Here is a 15495-nt window from a genome sequence, read left to right as displayed (position 1 = left end):
CAGCCTCCATCGAGGTCGTACGGGCTGGTCAGGGACCGAAGCTCGGGCGGAGTGCGCCGCCCGAGTCCCGGTGACCACAGACTGCCGCGCGGCATGGAGGGCGTCGATTACGCCGGAGGTAATGGCGGTGCGGCCCGCTGCAGGTTCGCGTCGCAGGTTGTGGAGCCGCCCCGCGACTCGCACCGTCGTCGGGGAGCCGGAAAGGGAGCCACATGCCATCACCCCAGCCCTTACGTGGCTCACAGACGCGACGCGGATCTTCCGGGAATCCCCGCGATCGGCCAGACCGCCGACCGAACCCACCCCACCGACCTCACCGCAGTCTTTCATCAGTCGACGGCCTTCAAGTCGCCCAGGGCGTCTCCAAGACCGAGTTCGGTGGCACCACGGGTCTGGAAACCCTGTTTGAACAGCTCAGCCGTGCGCTGCTGCACTCCCTCACCTCGGACGAGTTGCTGGAACAGCGCGGCGTCTGCGCGAACTTCGGCAGGAGTCGGCAGGCTGATGGCGTTGACGGCCGACTTGGCTGCGATCAGCGCATCGCGGGGGAAGCCGCTCACCCGCGCGGCGACGCCTGCTACAAAGTCGTCCAGTTCGGCGTCAGGGACCGCACGGTTGACCCATCCATAGCGTTCGGCGAGATCGGCGTCGAAGTCCGACGACGTCAGCACGGCTTCGAGTGCACGGCCCCGGCCGAGCAGACGGGTGAGGTGCTGGATCGCGCCCGCGCCGGGGGGTGTTCCGATTCCCACTTCGGGCTGGCCCAGGACGGCGTTCTCCCGGGAGGCGAAGCGCATGTCGCAGGCAAGGAGGAACTCACTGCCCGCTCCCCGGGCACGGCCGCGCAGCTTGGCGATGGTGACGGCCGGCACCCGGCTGAGCTTGCGGAACAGCATTCCCAGGGAGGCATCGCCGGGGCCTCCGGCCTTCGCGGCCTCAGCGGTGTACTCGGGGACTTTCGTCATGTCGACGTGCGGGAAGAAGAAGTCGGCATCCGCACTGTCGAAGATCACCACGCGGGGGGCGGTCGGTTGTGACAGGTCTTCGAGCAGTGCGACGAGGTCCCGCACGACCTCGGGACCGATGAGGTTCATGGGCGGCGCGTTGAACGTGGCGGTCAGGACGCTGCCGTCCTGCCTGGTCCTGATGGTTTCGTACGAGGCGGTCATCTCGGTCTTCCTGTCATCGCTCAGCACCGTCCTTCGCATGGACGCAGTGCAGGGTGATGCCGTGGGATTCGGCGGCTGCGACGACCTGGAACGGGGATGGCGACCAGGCCGAAGCTGATGGCGCCGCGCCAGATCGCCCTGGCACGAAAGTGAACCTTTCACCCTGGTTTGACATGCTATATCGTCCCCCGCCGAAGGCTCCCCTGCATGGTCCGGACCTACTCCTCAAGCAGTGGTGACCACCGGCCATGCCCGACGCGTGCCCGACAGGCCGGTGAAGCACGGTCAACACACAGACGCGCTCAGCTTCCTTGCGAACGCCCGCTTGCGCCGGGGACGGCCTGCCCGGCCGTGAACCGCGCCTGATCCCATGCGGGCTCGATGTCCGGCACGCCGGCGCTGCACGGCGGCTAAGGCAGTGCCTCACGGCGGAACAGAGCAGTCCACAGGAAGGGCTCACCGAACCGAGAGGACTCCGTTGGTTCGTCGTGCATACGGCGCAGTTCGATCTCCGTCAGGTCGGAGAAGATCCGGCGCAGGGACTCCGGTGTGTAGGCGAGGCCACCGTGGAGATGGGAGTCGCGGTAGAGGTCGGCGTCAGAAACCTCGGAACCCATCCCGCCGGCCGCGAAACAGGTGAGGGCGAAGTGGCCGCCGGGCGCCAAGGCCCTGTCGAGCAGCGAGAGGTAGCTGATGCGGCGGTGCGGCGGCAGATGGTGGAAGCAGCCGGAGTCGTAGATCAGATCGTACGGGCCGGCGAGTTCGGCGCCGGAGAGCGTGAAGGCGTCCCCGCAGTGGAAACGGACATCGGCCTGCGCCTCGCGGGCACGCTCCTCCGCCCAGGCGATGGCCGTCGGGGAGAGGTCGACGGCGTCCACCGCGAAACCCAGCGACGCGAGATGGAGCGCGTTGCGGCCAGGGCCACAGCCCAGGTCGAGGGCGCGGCCCGCGGTGACCAGACCGCGGTCGGCGTACGAGACCAGGTTCTCGTCCGGCTTGGCGACGAAGAACGGCACCTGCTTGGAGCGGTCGGCGTAGAAACCGTCCCACCAAGAGGCGCCGTTGGCCGTCCAGCGGTCGGCCTCCGGCGCGAACAGTCCGTCCAGGAGTCGCAGCACATCGTCCGTCGTGCGGATGTTCCGGTCCATCCGGTCTCCTTTCCCAGGGGGCAGATCGTAGGTCCACATGGCACAAACGCGCAGATCAGGGTGGTGTCGCAGGCGCTGTCGACGGCCCTGTGACGGGAGGGGCCGAGGGTGGGCGGGCCTTCACCTTCGGGGGGTGAGCAACGGAAGCCGGTGCCCCCGCCGAAGGCCGCCTGACCGGTGTCAGCAGCCGTGTCAGGACTGGTTTCTGAGTGATCCGCAGGACAGGGTCCCCACGGCCGGCGGCGTTATGGCGTACGCGCCCGCGCGGCGTCCCATCACCCGTTCGGCATGATCTTCTGACATTCCGTCATTGGGCCTATCGCAGGCCGTGCGACCTGTATGAATTTTCGCCAGGAGAATCCGTCGCAGCGTCCGGCGGCCCGTCCGTGACAGGTCGTCGGGCCGCGCGAGCTGGTTGTCTGGGCTGTGGAGCGCGGCGCCCTCGTCGGGACAGCTAGTCCTGCCCCGCGCCCGTCGGAGGGTGAAAATGCGCACTCGTACTGCACATGTTCTGGCCGGTGGCGCACTGGCCATGATGGCTTTCTGCACCTCGGCTGCCACCACCGCCGCCGCCGCCGAGGAGTCCGAGGTCAGCGTCAGCCCCGAGGTGGCGTACCCGGGCTCGACGGTCAGGGTCAGCACGGCCGTCTGTGGTCCGGACGTCGGATACGCCAAGGGACAGGCGGAGGCCGGTGGGCAGATCAATCTCCTCGAAAGCGACCGCGAGGGCGAGCTGGCGGGCGAGTTCACCGTCCCCGACGACACCAAGGGCGGCATCTACAACATCACGGTCAAGTGCCCGCCGAGGACCCGTGTCGAGACCACCATCGAGGTCGCCCACCGGCCGAGCGGAGCTGTGCACAGCGGCTTCGGCGGAGCGACGGGGACGAACTTCACGCAGATCGCCATCGGCTCCGCGCTGATCGCCGGTGCAGCCGCCGGCGGTCTCGTCATGATGAGGCGTCGGGCAGCCGGCGATCCCGCCTGACGGCCGGCCGAAACGGCCGCGCGGGACCGGTCGTCTCTCCCACCGCACACCCCGGACCGAAGCTCAGGACCACCATGGGACCCACGCAACCCCGACCTGTCCTGCGGGCCAGGATGCTGGTCGTCATGCTGATCGCCGGTATCTGGATCCTGTACCAGGGGCTGAGCGGCGAGACGGCCCCGCAGCCGTCCGCCGCCCAGGCCCATTCGACGCCCGCTGCCCGGCCGCCGGACCCGGTGCGCCCGGCCGGCGAACTCCAGCCGCCGTCGCAGACCACCGCCCCACGCCCGCGCCCCGCTGTGCGCCCTGCACCGCAGCCCGTCTCCGATCCCGCCCGGATGCGCATCCGAGCCATCGGGGTGAACGCATCCATGGTGAAGCTCGCGCTGAATTCGTCCGGCGCGCTCGAACCGCCGCCGGCTGCCAAGGCCGGCGTCGCGGGCTGGTACAGCAAGGGGCCCGTCCCCGGAGAGAGCGGCACGGCCGTCGTGACCGGTCATGTCGACTCGCCGACCGGTCGTGCCGTCTTCTTCCTGCTCGGCGTCCTCCCCAAGCGGAGCACCATCGAGATCACCCGCCGCGACGGGCACACCTCGGTCTTCTCCGTCGACGCAGTCGAGATGTACCAGAAGAACAAGTTCCCGGACCAGAAGGTCTACGGCAGCTCCGCCAAGCCTCAGTTGCGGATCATCACATGCGGTGGCGGCTACACCAAGGCCACCGGCTACCGCGGCAACGTCGTCGTCTACGCGTCCCTGGTCCGCACGACTCCGGCCCCGCCCCGGGGCACACCGCCTCGCCTTCCGAAGGCCGGCTGACCGTCCTGTCGGAGAGTCCGCTCGGGTCGGCCCGCTGGTGGACACGCGGCGGGGCCGCCACTGCACGCCTTCCGCGGCCCGTCAGCGGCCGACGGGTGCGGCGGTCGGCTGCGGAGTGATCACGGTGACCCCCGTGCCCGAGGCCGTACCCAGCGCCATGAGGGCGTCCGGTACGGCGTCCAGGCCGATCTGCGACGTCACGAGCAGGTCGGGGCGCAGGGCGCCGGAGGAGAGCATCGCCATCATCTGCGGGTAGTCGTGCGCGGCCATGCCGTGGCTGCCGAGGATCTCCAGTTCCAGCGGGACGACCCGGTCCATGGGCAGATGCACCCCGTCCGGGAGCAGGCCGACCTGCACATGACGGCCCTGGCGGCGCAGGCTCTGCACGGAGTTGACGCAGGTCACGGGGGCGCCCAGCGCGTCCAAAGACAGGTGCGCGCCGCCGCCCGTGGCGTCGCGGACCGCATCGGCGACCCCGCCGTCGGGCACCGAGGACGCATCCAGGCACACCGTCGCGCCGAACGACTTCGCGAGCTCGAGCGATGCCGGGGAGACGTCGACGGCGATGACGCGGGCCCCGCACGCCGCGGCGATCATCACCGCGGACAGGCCCACTCCGCCGCAGCCGTGCACCGCGACCCACTCCCCCGGGCGCACCCGGCCCTGCCCGACGACGGCCCGGAAGGCGGTGGCGAACCGGCAGCCGAGACTCGCGGCCGTGGCGAACGCCATGGTGTCGGGCAGCGCCACCAGATTGGTGTCCGCGTGGCGTACGGCAACGTACTCGGCGAAGGAGCCCCAGTGGGTGAACCCGGGCTGTTCCTGGCGCTCGCACACCTGCTGGGCGCCACGAGCGCAGGCGGCGCACCGGCCGCAGGCGCAGATGAACGGCACGGTGACCCGGTCGCCGGCACGCCAACCGGTGACGTCGCCGCCGAGGGACTCGATCACGCCGGCCAGCTCGTGCCCGGGGACGTGCGGCAGGGTGATGTCGGAGTCGTGCCCCATCCAGCCGTGCCAGTCGCTGCGGCACAGCCCGGTCGCCTCGACCCGTACGACCACGCCGTCGCCCGCCGCCACGGGGTCGGGAACCTCACGCACCTCGGGCCTCTGGCCGAACTCCTCGAACACCACCGCACGCACCGGCACACGCTCCTTGCTCTCCGCGGCCCCGGATGCTCCGGGCAGACCCCAGACGTACACCAGCGCTCTGGAACAAGGGAAGGGCATGCCCTGATGGACGGCCCGGGGGCGGCGTCACACGTGCGGGTCCGGCAAGGGGTGCCCGGAGGCGGGCGTCCCCTCCTGCTCCTGTCCGCCCGGCCGGGTGATCTCCGGTGTCCGGATCGGCACCTGCGGCCCCTGGCACTCGCGCAGCCAGCGCCGCAGCACCCGGTGCACCTGCTCGGCGCCGATCAGCTCCTGGCCGACACCGACCGGCGGCGTGACGTCGAACGGCGAGAGCAGGAACGGCTGGGACTGTTCGCCGCCCAGCCCCCCGTGCGAACCGATCTGCTCCTCGAAGGCATGCACCGAACCGTCCTTCGGATCGTGCATGGAATTGACCATGATGTCGGCGACATGCGGGAAGGTGTCGGTACGGCGTACCGCGTCGGCAGCGCCCGGGCCGAAGTCGGCGAGCGGTCCGCCGTCCCCGTCCTTCAGGTCCGGCACCGGCGTGAGGGCACCGTCCCGCCCCATCACGACCGAGCCGTGCTGCTCGCTGTGGACCAGCAGGAAGCCGATGCCGGGGTGGTTGGCGAGGGTGCTCAGCAGCGCGGGGTGGCGGCGGTCGATCTCCTCGCGGCTCATCCGCCCGGGCACGTCGGGGAACGAGATCAGGGCGAGATTGCCGGACGCCAGCACGATCGGGTCGGAGCCGTGCGGAGGGCGCTCTTCGCCGCCCTCCTCGTCGAGCGGCACATGCAGCACCGTGCGCAGCGCGTGACGGGCCGCGTCGCGTGCCTCCGCACCGCTCCTGGAACGCCCGGCGCGACGGGAGACCGGCAGGCCGCAACCCGCGCGTACGAGATCCTTCAGCGTGAGCCCGTACGCGCCCGCGAAGGTCTCTCCCGGGCTCTGGCCGTGGTCCGACAGCAGCACGATCCGGTAGGTACGCGGGGCGTGTTCGGCGACCTTGGCGATCAGCGCGAGGGAGCGGTCAAGTCGTTCCAGCACGCGTTCCGCGTCCTTGCTGTGCGGCCCGGAGTGGTGCGCCACCTCGTCGTAGGCGACCAGGTCGGCGTAGACGGCGGTGCGCCCGGCGAGCATGTCACCGATCACCGCGGCGACCACCACATCGCGCTCGACAACGGTCGCGAACGCCCTGATGAACGGGTAGAGCCCGCCGCGCCCGACCCGCGGACGGTCGCCGCGCAGGCGCGCCCGGGTCGACTGGCCGATCTCACGGCCGACTTCGGCGACGAAGGACATCGCGGTACGGACCGCGTTGGCCGGGTCGGAGAAGTACGCGAAGTAGCCCGCCCGCGAGCGATTGGCCCGCCCGCGCCGTGCCGCCATGGACAGCACCAGGGCGAGCTGGTCCGCTCCGCCGCTGAAGAGATTGCCGCGGCTCGCACCGTCCACGGTGAGCAGCCCCCCGTCCCCGGTCCGCTCGATGGCGCGCCGCTGCAGTTCGACCGCGGAGGACGGCCGGTTGCTGACGACCACGCGGCCTCGCTCCTTCTCGTACCAGCGGAACGCGGGGACATCGTGGTTGGAGCCGTGCAGGATGCCGAGCTGGCTGGAGCCGGTCTGGCTCGACCAGTCGGTGCGCCAGGGGGTGAGCCGGTGGGTGGCGCCGACCCAGGAGGCGACGGTCGGCATCACCCCACGGTCGGCGGCGTGCCGCAGCACGTCGTGGCCGACGCCGTCGAGCTGCAGGAACACGGTGCCGGGCGGGCCCGAGCGCCCTCCGTCGTCACCCCGTCTGCGTCTGCGGCGGTCGGCGAGCCGCGAGAGTCTGCGCCGGTAGGCGTTGTCGTCCCGGACGGCGAGTGCGGTGGAGGTCGCGGAGGCGACCGCGGACATGACGGCGGCGACGACCACGGCAGTCTCGGGATCGGCGGCCCCGCGCCCATCCGGGGTCAGCCAGAGCGCGATGAGCAGCAGCGAGCCGTTGAGGAAGAAGACCAACAGGCCCAGTATCAGGGCCGGTACGAGCAGCAGGGCGCGTACGACGACGGGCCACACGAGCGCGGTCAGCAGTCCGAAGACTCCCGCGCCCCAGGCTGCGGTGAGGGCGGTCCTGGTGAAACTGTCGCCGTCGTCGGACTGCAGCTGGAACTCGGGCAGCAGCCCGGCAAGCGTGAGCATCGTCAGCGTCGACACGGCCCACACCGCGATCACGCGGAACAGGGCCCGCCCGCCGGCCCGCCACCGACCGTCGCCCACGCCGCCTCACCTCGCCGTCGCCCCGGGGCACCCGCCCTTCGGCCTCCAGCCTGGCACAACACGGCCCGCGCGCCCTGGGGAGCCGTCCGGGTGACCTGGGGCGAGGCGGGGGCGTGAGGATCGGCGGTGCTGCGCGGGTACGGCCGTCGGCCCTGGCCCCGGTCGCCGGACGGACCGGCATGGGTCCCCGCGGGCGGAGAATACTGAGCAGGAACGTACGGGGAGCGGGAACCGAGGGAGGCATCACGTGCCGGTCGAGGTCACCTGGTGGGGGCATGCCACTTGCACGATCGAGGATTCCGGCGTCCGGGTGCTCACCGACCCGCTGTTCGTACGGCGGCTGGCACATCTGCGCAGACGGCGCGGGAAACTACCACCCGTCGAGGCCAGGGTCGCCTCGGCCGTCCTCGTCTCCCATCTGCACTCCGACCACCTCCATCTCGCCTCGCTGGCCCTTCTCGCGCCCGGCACGCGTCTGATCGTGCCGTGCGGCGCGGCACGCTCTGTACCGGCGCTGCGGCGGCTCGCCGCCGGGGCCGGGCTGCCGATCACCGAGGTCACCCCGGGCGACGAGGTGCGGGTGGAGGAGCTGGTGGTACGGGCCGTACCGGCCGCGCACGACGGGCGCCGCCTGCCGCTCGGCCCGCACCGGTCGCCGGCGCTCGGCTATGTCGTCAGCGGTGAGGAGCGCACGTACTTCGCGGGGGACACAGGCCTGTTCGACTCGATGGCCGACGAGGTCGGACCGGTCGATGTGGCGCTGCTGCCGGTCGGCGGCTGGGGGCCCTATCTGGGACACGGGCATCTGGACGCGGGCCGGGCCGCCCAGGCGCTTGCCGCGCTCGCGCCGCGCGCGGCCGTACCCGTGCACTACGGCACGTACTGGCCGATCGGGATGGACGCGATCCGCCCGCACGAGTTCTACGCCCCCGGTGACGAGTTCGCGCGCAAGGCGGCGCGGCTGGCGCCGAAGGTGACGGTGCACAGGCTCGGCCACGGCGAACGGGTCAGGCCGGGGGCCACACAGTGAGAGCGCAGCTCACCGAGGCGCTCGGGCAGCTTTCGGAAGTGGTGCGGCGGCTGCCCCCGGAGTCGACGCAGCAGGCCGTGGGCTATCCGTCGCTGTTCCTGCTGGTTTTCGTGGGAGCGCTGGTGCCCGTGGTGCCGACCGGGGCGGTGGTCAGCTCGGCGGCCGTGGTTGCCTTCCATCACACGGCCCCGCCGGCGCTGCTGTTCGTGTTCCTCGTGGCCTCGCTCGCCGCGTTCCTCGGTGATGTCGCCCTGTACTGGCTCGGGCAGCGCGGCCTGCGGTCGAAGAACGGTTCGCGCGGGCTGGCCGCCCTGAGCGAGCGTGCCGCACCGGACCGGCTCGACCAGGCCCAGCGCAAGCTCGATGAGCACGGGGTGCTGGTGCTGGTGCTCTCGCGGCTGGTGCCGGCCGGCCGGATTCCCGTGATGCTGGCCTGTCTGCTGGCCACGATGCCGATGCGGCGCTTCATACGCGGGGACCTCCCGGCGTGCCTCGCGTGGGCGGCGACGTACGGGTTGATCGGCATTGTGGGCGGCTCGCTCTTCGCGGAGCCGTGGCAGGGCGTGCTCGCGGCGGTGGCACTGACGGTGGTGATCAGCGGAGCGCCGGCGCTGTGGCGCCGGCTGCGGCGGGGATGGGCGGGCGGACAGCACGCCTGAGCGGCCGCGATTCGCGCGACATGGCCGCGGCTCCGGCGGCCACGGTCGGGTGCACCGCCGGCCACCTCCCGGTGCGGTCAGCCTGCGGTCAGCACGCGCGAGGCCCCGACCGGCAGGTCCCACAGCTGCTCGTGCGGGCGGCCGGTGCGCTCCCACGCGGCCCGCAGCCGCAGCAGCGGTTCCAGCACCGGCTCCGAGGAAAGTACGAATGTCGCCCAGTGCATCGGGACCATGATCCGCGCCCCGAGGTCGTCGAAGGCGCACACGGCCTCCTCCGGGTCGGTGTGCACATCGCGGAGCCACCAGCGCGGGGCGTACGCGCCGATCGGCAGCAGCGCCAGATCGAGATCGGGGTGGCGGCGGCCGATCTCCTTGAACCAGTGCCCGTATCCGGTGTCTCCGGCGAAGTACACCGACTGCCCGCCCTCGTCGGTGAGCACCCAGCCGCCCCACAGCGAGCGGCAGGTGTCGGTGAGGGTCCGCTTGGACCAGTGGTGCGCCGGTACGAAGTCGAACCGTACGCCGCCCAGCTCCGCACCCTCCCACCAGTCCAGTTCGGTCACCCTGGCGAACCGGCGGCGCCGGAACCAGCGGCCCAGGCCCGCGGGGACGAAGAACGGGGTGTGGCGCGGCAGCCGTTTGAGGGTGGGCGCGTCCAGATGGTCGAAGTGATTGTGGCTGATGACGACCGCGTCGACGGGCGGCAGATCGTCCCAGCGGACGCCGACCGGGGTGATCCTGGCCGGTGTGCCGAGGATACGGCGGGACCAGACGGGGTCGGTGAGCACGGTGAGCCCGCCGATGCGCACCACCCAGCTGGCGTGCCCGGCCCAGGTGAGGGCGACGGTGGCAGCGTCCACGTCGGGCAGGGGACCCGGTTCGAACGGCAGCAGCGGAATGTCGTACAGACCGTCGGGCCCGGGGCGGACGGCGCCCTCGCGGGCGAGCCGTGCCATGGCGCGCACGCCGGGAAGCGGGGCGGTCAGCCGGTCGGCGAAGGACGGGGGCCAACTGCGGCGCTCGCCGAGGCGGCGGGTGGTCGTGGTGCGTGGGTGGGAGTTCGCTTTCGCTGTCCGACGCTGCTGCGTCTGCTGCTCGGGCTGCTGTTCGGGCTGCTGTTCGGTCCGCTCCGTCTGTTCCGTCATCCGGGTCTCCGATCAACGGCTTTTCTTTTCCACGCAGTTGGTTTCAGCACGTCCGGCAGGTCCGGGGCGCCGAGGCCTCGTTTCAGCGCAGTTCGTCGAAGGCCGAGGCGAATTTCCTCAACGCCTCGGCGACATGGGGCAGTTCCAGGGGCTGCGGCGCGGCGAGTGACTCCAACCGCTGCTCTTCGGTCTCCCCCAGCAGCGGACCGGTGGACAACCGCACCCGCAGTGCCCCCAGTTCGTCGCCGAACCGGTGACCGCCGGGTGCGGGTGCCTGGAGCCGGTCGGTGAGATGGTCCTCGAGTTCCATGGAGTCGGTGACGCCACGCTCGGCGAGGCGGGCGCGCAGCGGGCCGAGGTCGGCGTAGAGGTGGCAGCCGGCCTGCGGCGGCCTGGCGAGCGCGCCGGACACGAGCACCGCGCGGTGCGCGGCGGCCGCCACGTGCCCGTGCAGCGCGGCGGCCTTCTCGGCCCGGTCGGCCACGACAGGGGGTTCGTCGAGTGCGTGCGCGGCGGCAGCGGCGATCGGGGCCGCCACCACCGCGCCGAGGGCGTTGAGGATGTCGAGGGTCCGCGCCCGCCGGGCGGCGCCCGCACCGGTGGCCGGGAAGCGGGCGACGGCCACGGGCCAGGCGGCGGGGGCGAGTGCGCCCGCGAGGTCGCTGAGGACGGTGACGTCGTCGGGGCACATCTCGGCGGGGCTGACCAGCACCGTGTCGTGCCGCCGGTGCAGGGTGTCGCGCCAGGTCTCGTCGCTGATGATGTGCAGCCCTTCGCCGACGGCGGCCTCGCACGCCTCGCGCACGGTCTCCGGCGGGGCGACGGTGGCGGTCGGGTCGTCGGCGACGGAGATCAGGAGCAGCCGGGGTCTGCCACCCTCGGCACGCACCCTGCGTACGGTCTCCAGCAGTGCGAACGGGTCCGGTACGCCGCCGCACTCCGCCGGGGTCGGCACATGGTAGGCGGGCCGCCCCAGCAGCCGGACCTGCGGAGTCCACCAGGCGGGGCAGGGGCGGGGCATCAGCACGTCCCCGGCGTACGCGCCGAGCAGCGCGAACAGGAGGGGCTGCGCTCCGGATGCGGCGACGATGTCGCTCGCCCGGCTGTGCAGTCCGCGGCGCCACCAGTAGCCGACGGCCGCCTCCCGAAGCACGGGCCCGCCGCCCGTTGGCTCGGGCCCGACGAGTCCGGCGGCTGCCGAGAGCACGGCACCGAGTTCGTCCGGTACGGGCAGGCCGGGTTCGGGAGCATGCGGCCCGTATCGGACGGGGCCGCGCCCTTCCGGAGCCGTGCGCTGCATGCCGTCACCTCCACCGCGCTCGCTTGTGGGCCGAGGCCGGCCCACGAGCCCTTTATACGAAGGTTTGCGCCACCTCGCCCCGCGGGAACGCCCTGCACCGCCCCGCCCCCTGACGTACCGGGGCCGCTGCCCCCACCCGACCGGGCTACACGTGGGCGCGCCGGGCACGTTCCGCGGGCCGGGAAGACGGACCGGAAGGTGCGCGCCGGGAGCCGCGCCGTGGTCCGAAGCGGTACGGGTCCGGGTGCCACCGGGCCCGGCGCGCACGGACGCCCCCGCCTGAGCGGCCCCCGGCAGCGCATGCTCCCGGACCGGGGCGCCCCGGCCCCGGAGACAGGGCTCCCCCTCCCCCGGACAGCCGCGCCCGGCGCCCGCCGGTCCCGCTGTGACGCGAGCGCGAGCCCCGGCCCGCCCGCGGTCGCGCGGCTGTCCGGCGTGGCGAGCGGTCCCTCGGGGTACCCGCGATGCATGACCCACCCTCATGCGGCGACCACGACCCCGAACCTACGGCGGCACATCCGCGCGCTCCTCAGTGGCTGGGACCGGCAGGTCCTGCATTCCGTGCACGCGCGGAAGTGGCCCGGCTCCGAGCCCGTGCTGCCGCGGCTGAGCCGTAGCGCCAACCACGGGGTGCTCTGGTTCGGCACGGCCGCTGCCATCGCCACGCTCGGACGCGGTGCCCGCTCGCGGCGGGCGGCCGTGCGAGGCGTCGCTTCGCTCGCGCTGGCGTCGGCCGTCATCAACACGGTCGCCAAGCGGAGCGTGCGCAGGTCGCGGCCGCTGCTGGACGCGGTGCCGGTGATACGGCAGTTGAAGCGGCAGCCGTTCACCACGTCGTTCCCCTCCGGGCATGCGGCGTCGGCTGCGGCGTTCGCGACCGGGGTCGCGATGGAGTCCAAGGGCTGGGGCGCGGCGGTCGCGCCCGTGGCCGCCTCGGTCGCCTTCTCCCGGGTCTACACGGGTGTGCACTATCCGAGCGATGTGCTCGTCGGCGCCGCGCTGGGCGTGGGTGCCGCGTTCGCGGTCCGTGGGCTGGTGCCGACGAGGTCGCAACTGCCCCCGCCCAGCCCTTCGGCGGCGGTGGCGCCCGCGCTGCCGGACGGGGACGGTCTCGTGGTCGTGGTCAACCCGCGGTCCGGCACGGCCGACGCCGCGGATGCCGTGCGCGACGCACTCCCGCTCGCCGAGGTCGTGGAGTGCGCGCCCGAGGAGCTGACGAGTGCGCTGGAGAGCGCGGCGGGTCACGCACGGGCCCTCGGCGTCGTCGGCGGTGACGGGACGGTCAACCTCGCGGCGACGGTGGCCACGGCCCACGGTCTCCCGCTCGCCGTCTTCCCCGGCGGCACGTTCAATCACTTCGCCTATGACCTGGGCATCGAGTCGGTCCAGGACACCTGCCGGGCTCTCGCGGAGGGCGACGCCGTCCGGGTCGACCTCGGGCGTTTCACGCCCGGCCCGGACGGCGGTGCCCGGTCCGGTCATTTCCTCAACACCCTGAGCCTGGGCGTCTATCCGGAGCTGGTCCGCATCCGCGAACGCTGGGAAGCACGGATCGGCAGCTGGCCGGCCGGCGTGCTGGCCGCGACGCGCGTCCTGCGGGGTGAGCACCCGCTGGAGGTCGACGTGCACGGCCAAAGGCGCCCGATGTGGCTGCTGTTCGCGGGGAACTGCATGTACCGGGGGGTCGGACCGACACCCGGTCACCGGGAGAATCTGGCCGACGGACTGCTGGACGTCCGGGTGGTGCACGCGGGCCGTCTCCCCGGTCTGCGGCTGCTGGCCGCGGCCCTGGCCGGGCCGCTGAGCCGCTCGCCGGTTCATGCCGCGCGGCCCGTGCACCGCCTGCGCATCACCGGGATCGCGGACGGGACACCGCTGGCGTACGACGGTGAAGTCACCAAAATCTCGGGCGAGTTGGTGGTCGACAAGAAGGTGGCGGCGCTCACGGTCTACCGTCCGCAGACCCTCCTGTAGTCCCCGCGGCGGCTGGAAAAATCGGATCGACGGACTCCTGGTGCCTCCTCCACCATGAACGCACGCAGACCCGCGGTGTCGGGTGCAGGTTGCGGCGGGCGGGTGCCGTCGCGGCACGAGTCCGGTGCCGTCGGCCCGGCCGCGAGGCACCGAAGGCACGGGTCGGCTCACCGCGCCTCGGCGGCCGGACACGGGGGTGCCGGTCGCCGAGGCCGACATGGAGTGTGGCTCCCGTACGGCAGGCGGTGTCCGTATCGCAAGACAGAAGTCTCGCGGTACGAGATGTGCGCGTAGCGTTGGCCGTACCCGCTGAAGGAGCATCAGCAGAAGGAGTCCGGCCTTGCCCGAAGAGACCGCCGTCTACACCCACGGCCACCACGAGTCGGTACTGCGCTCGCACACCTGGCGCACCGCCGAGAACTCCGCGGCCTATCTGCTCGGCGAGCTCCGCCCCGGCCTGGACGTGCTGGACGTCGGCTGCGGCCCCGGCACGATCACCGCCGACCTGGCCGCCCTGGTCGCGCCGGGCCGGGTCACTGCGGTCGACGCCGCCGAGGGCGTACTGCACCAGGCCCGCGCCCATGCCGCCGAACGAGGCCTGGACAATGTCCACTTCGCTGTCGCGGACGTCCACGCGCTGGACTTTCCCGACGACTCGTTCGACGTCGTCCACGCGCACCAGGTGCTGCAGCATGTCGGCGACCCGGTGCAGGCTCTGCGTGAGATGCGGCGGGTCTGCCGCCCCGGCGGTGTCGTCGCGGCACGCGAGAGCGACTACGGGGCGTTCACCTGGTTCCCCGAACTCCCGGCGCTCACCGAGTGGCAGGAGCTGTACGGACGGGTGGCCCGCGCGAACGGCGGCGAGCCTGATGCCGGGCGCCGGCTGCTGTCCTGGGCCCGTGGCGCGGGCTTCACCGACATCACCCCGTCGGCCGCTGCCTGGTGCTTCGCCACCCCCGCGGACCGCGCGTGGTGGAGCGGTCTGTGGGCGGACCGCACGGTCGCCTCGGTGTACGCGAGACTTGCGGTCGAGGGGGGCCACACCACGCGGGAGAGGCTGTCGGCCGTCGCGGACGCCTGGCGTGCGTGGGGCGCGGACGAGGACGCGTGGTTCATGGTCCCGCACGGCGAGGTGCTGTGCCGGGTGTGACCGGCGCCCGGTGCGCGACAACCGGTGCCGTCCGTCGTGCGCACGAACTAGGCTCGCCCGTATGGAGATTCTGGGAACCACCCTCCGTATCTGCGTCGACGATCTGGAGGCATCGGTGGCCTTCTACGAACGCCTCACCGGCGCGCCCCCGTTGCGCTTCGAGCGCGGCGGGGTGTCGGTGGCGGCGGTCGGCTGTTTCCTGTTGATGAGCGGACCGGAGTCGGAGCTGGAGGTCCTGCGCAAGGTGTCGGCGACCATCGCGGTCAAGGACGTGGACGACGCGTACGCCACGCTCACCGCGGTCGGCGCGACGATCGTCGCGGGCCCGGTGGCAACGCCGGTGGGCCGCAATCTGATCGCGGTGCACCCGGACGGCGCGGTCTTCGAGTACGTCGACCGCAAACCGGCGGCCTGACGGCCGAGCATGCCGCGGGCCGCCGGCACCGCGGTGCTCGCCGAGCGCCCGACAGACGCTCGCGCCCGCGCCAACGTCACAGGCTCGTCACGCCCCCGCCGGCACCACGCCCGTACCGCCCTACCCTGCGCGGAGACGAGGGCACCGCGGCCTGACCGCGCCCGCCCGCAACCCGCAGCACCGGCAGCACGCTCGTCCGGGGGACGGGTTCGTGCCGGAGCAGCCGGCCCCGGCACACGCCCGACTCAGCCCTGGAGCCGCACCGGTAGTCGTACGCGCGTACGCCACACTCACCGCGCTCGGCGC

13 protein-coding genes are annotated in these 15495 nt (G+C 72.5%); 7 read left to right on the top strand and 6 right to left on the bottom strand.

The window, feature by feature from the left end; genetic code table 11:
* Positions 1 to 329 precede the first annotated feature (329 nt).
* Together ABZ208_RS03320 and ABZ208_RS03315 are read right to left on the bottom strand one after the other, a co-directional pair.
* Complete coding sequence (locus tag ABZ208_RS03320; RefSeq protein ID WP_356907862.1) at positions 330 to 1208, bottom strand: enoyl-CoA hydratase/isomerase family protein; 879 nt, start codon at positions 1206 to 1208, stop codon at positions 330 to 332.
* A gap of 371 nt (positions 1209 to 1579) precedes the next feature.
* On the bottom strand, positions 1580 to 2317 hold the full coding sequence (locus tag ABZ208_RS03315; protein ID WP_356907861.1) for a class I SAM-dependent methyltransferase: 738 nt from the start codon (positions 2315 to 2317) through the stop codon (positions 1580 to 1582).
* Between the two features lie 487 nt (positions 2318 to 2804).
* Between ABZ208_RS03315 and ABZ208_RS03310 the strand changes: the two genes are divergently transcribed.
* Positions 2805 to 3305: a hypothetical protein gene (locus ABZ208_RS03310; RefSeq protein ID WP_356907860.1), complete on the top strand. Its 501-nt coding sequence runs from the start codon at positions 2805 to 2807 to the stop codon at positions 3303 to 3305.
* A 74-nt stretch (positions 3306 to 3379) separates the two neighbouring features.
* On the top strand, positions 3380 to 4123 hold the full coding sequence (locus ABZ208_RS03305; RefSeq protein ID WP_356907859.1) for a class F sortase: 744 nt from the start codon (positions 3380 to 3382) through the stop codon (positions 4121 to 4123).
* Positions 4124 to 4204: 81 nt separating this feature from the next.
* On the opposite strand, the gene ABZ208_RS03300 is transcribed toward ABZ208_RS03305, so the two are convergent.
* Both ABZ208_RS03300 and ABZ208_RS03295 read right to left on the bottom strand, forming a co-directional pair.
* Positions 4205 to 5266, bottom strand: coding sequence for a zinc-dependent alcohol dehydrogenase family protein (locus ABZ208_RS03300; RefSeq protein WP_356907858.1), 1062 nt, complete (start codon positions 5264 to 5266; stop codon positions 4205 to 4207).
* A gap of 114 nt (positions 5267 to 5380) precedes the next feature.
* Positions 5381 to 7516: a phage holin family protein gene (locus ABZ208_RS03295; protein ID WP_356907857.1), complete on the bottom strand. Its 2136-nt coding sequence runs from the start codon at positions 7514 to 7516 to the stop codon at positions 5381 to 5383.
* A gap of 247 nt (positions 7517 to 7763) precedes the next feature.
* Here ABZ208_RS03295 and ABZ208_RS03290 point away from each other — a divergent pair, with 247 nt between their 5' ends.
* Complete coding sequence (locus ABZ208_RS03290; protein ID WP_356907856.1) at positions 7764 to 8546, top strand: MBL fold metallo-hydrolase; 783 nt, start codon at positions 7764 to 7766, stop codon at positions 8544 to 8546.
* Complete coding sequence (locus tag ABZ208_RS03285; protein WP_356907855.1) at positions 8543 to 9205, top strand: VTT domain-containing protein; 663 nt, start codon at positions 8543 to 8545, stop codon at positions 9203 to 9205. The genes ABZ208_RS03290 and ABZ208_RS03285 overlap by 4 nt, the downstream gene beginning before the upstream one ends.
* Positions 9206 to 9282: 77 nt before the next feature.
* Here the strand turns inward: ABZ208_RS03285 and ABZ208_RS03280 are convergent, their stop codons facing one another.
* The gene (locus ABZ208_RS03280; RefSeq protein ID WP_356907854.1) at positions 9283 to 10350 is read right to left on the bottom strand and encodes an MBL fold metallo-hydrolase; all 1068 of its coding nucleotides are present in this window, start codon (positions 10348 to 10350) and stop codon (positions 9283 to 9285) included.
* 82 nt (positions 10351 to 10432) lie between these two features.
* Complete coding sequence (locus ABZ208_RS03275; RefSeq protein WP_356907853.1) at positions 10433 to 11650, bottom strand: aminotransferase class I/II-fold pyridoxal phosphate-dependent enzyme; 1218 nt, start codon at positions 11648 to 11650, stop codon at positions 10433 to 10435.
* 468 nt (positions 11651 to 12118) lie between these two features.
* Between ABZ208_RS03275 and ABZ208_RS03270 the strand changes: the two genes are divergently transcribed.
* From ABZ208_RS03270 to ABZ208_RS03260, 3 genes are all read left to right on the top strand, one after another.
* Positions 12119 to 13624: a phosphatase PAP2 family protein gene (locus ABZ208_RS03270; protein WP_356907852.1), complete on the top strand. Its 1506-nt coding sequence runs from the start codon at positions 12119 to 12121 to the stop codon at positions 13622 to 13624.
* 340 nt (positions 13625 to 13964) lie between these two features.
* On the top strand, positions 13965 to 14774 hold the full coding sequence (locus tag ABZ208_RS03265; protein ID WP_356907851.1) for a methyltransferase domain-containing protein: 810 nt from the start codon (positions 13965 to 13967) through the stop codon (positions 14772 to 14774).
* A 61-nt stretch (positions 14775 to 14835) separates the two neighbouring features.
* A complete protein-coding gene (locus ABZ208_RS03260) occupies positions 14836 to 15189 on the top strand; it encodes a VOC family protein (RefSeq protein WP_356907850.1) in 354 nt (117 codons plus the stop codon).
* Positions 15190 to 15495 lie beyond the last annotated feature (306 nt).

It is taken from the genome of Streptomyces sp. NPDC006208 (assembly GCF_040613775.1).
Taxonomy (GTDB): domain Bacteria; phylum Actinomycetota; class Actinomycetes; order Streptomycetales; family Streptomycetaceae; genus Streptomyces.
This window is presented reverse-complemented; position numbering and strand designations above follow the sequence as displayed.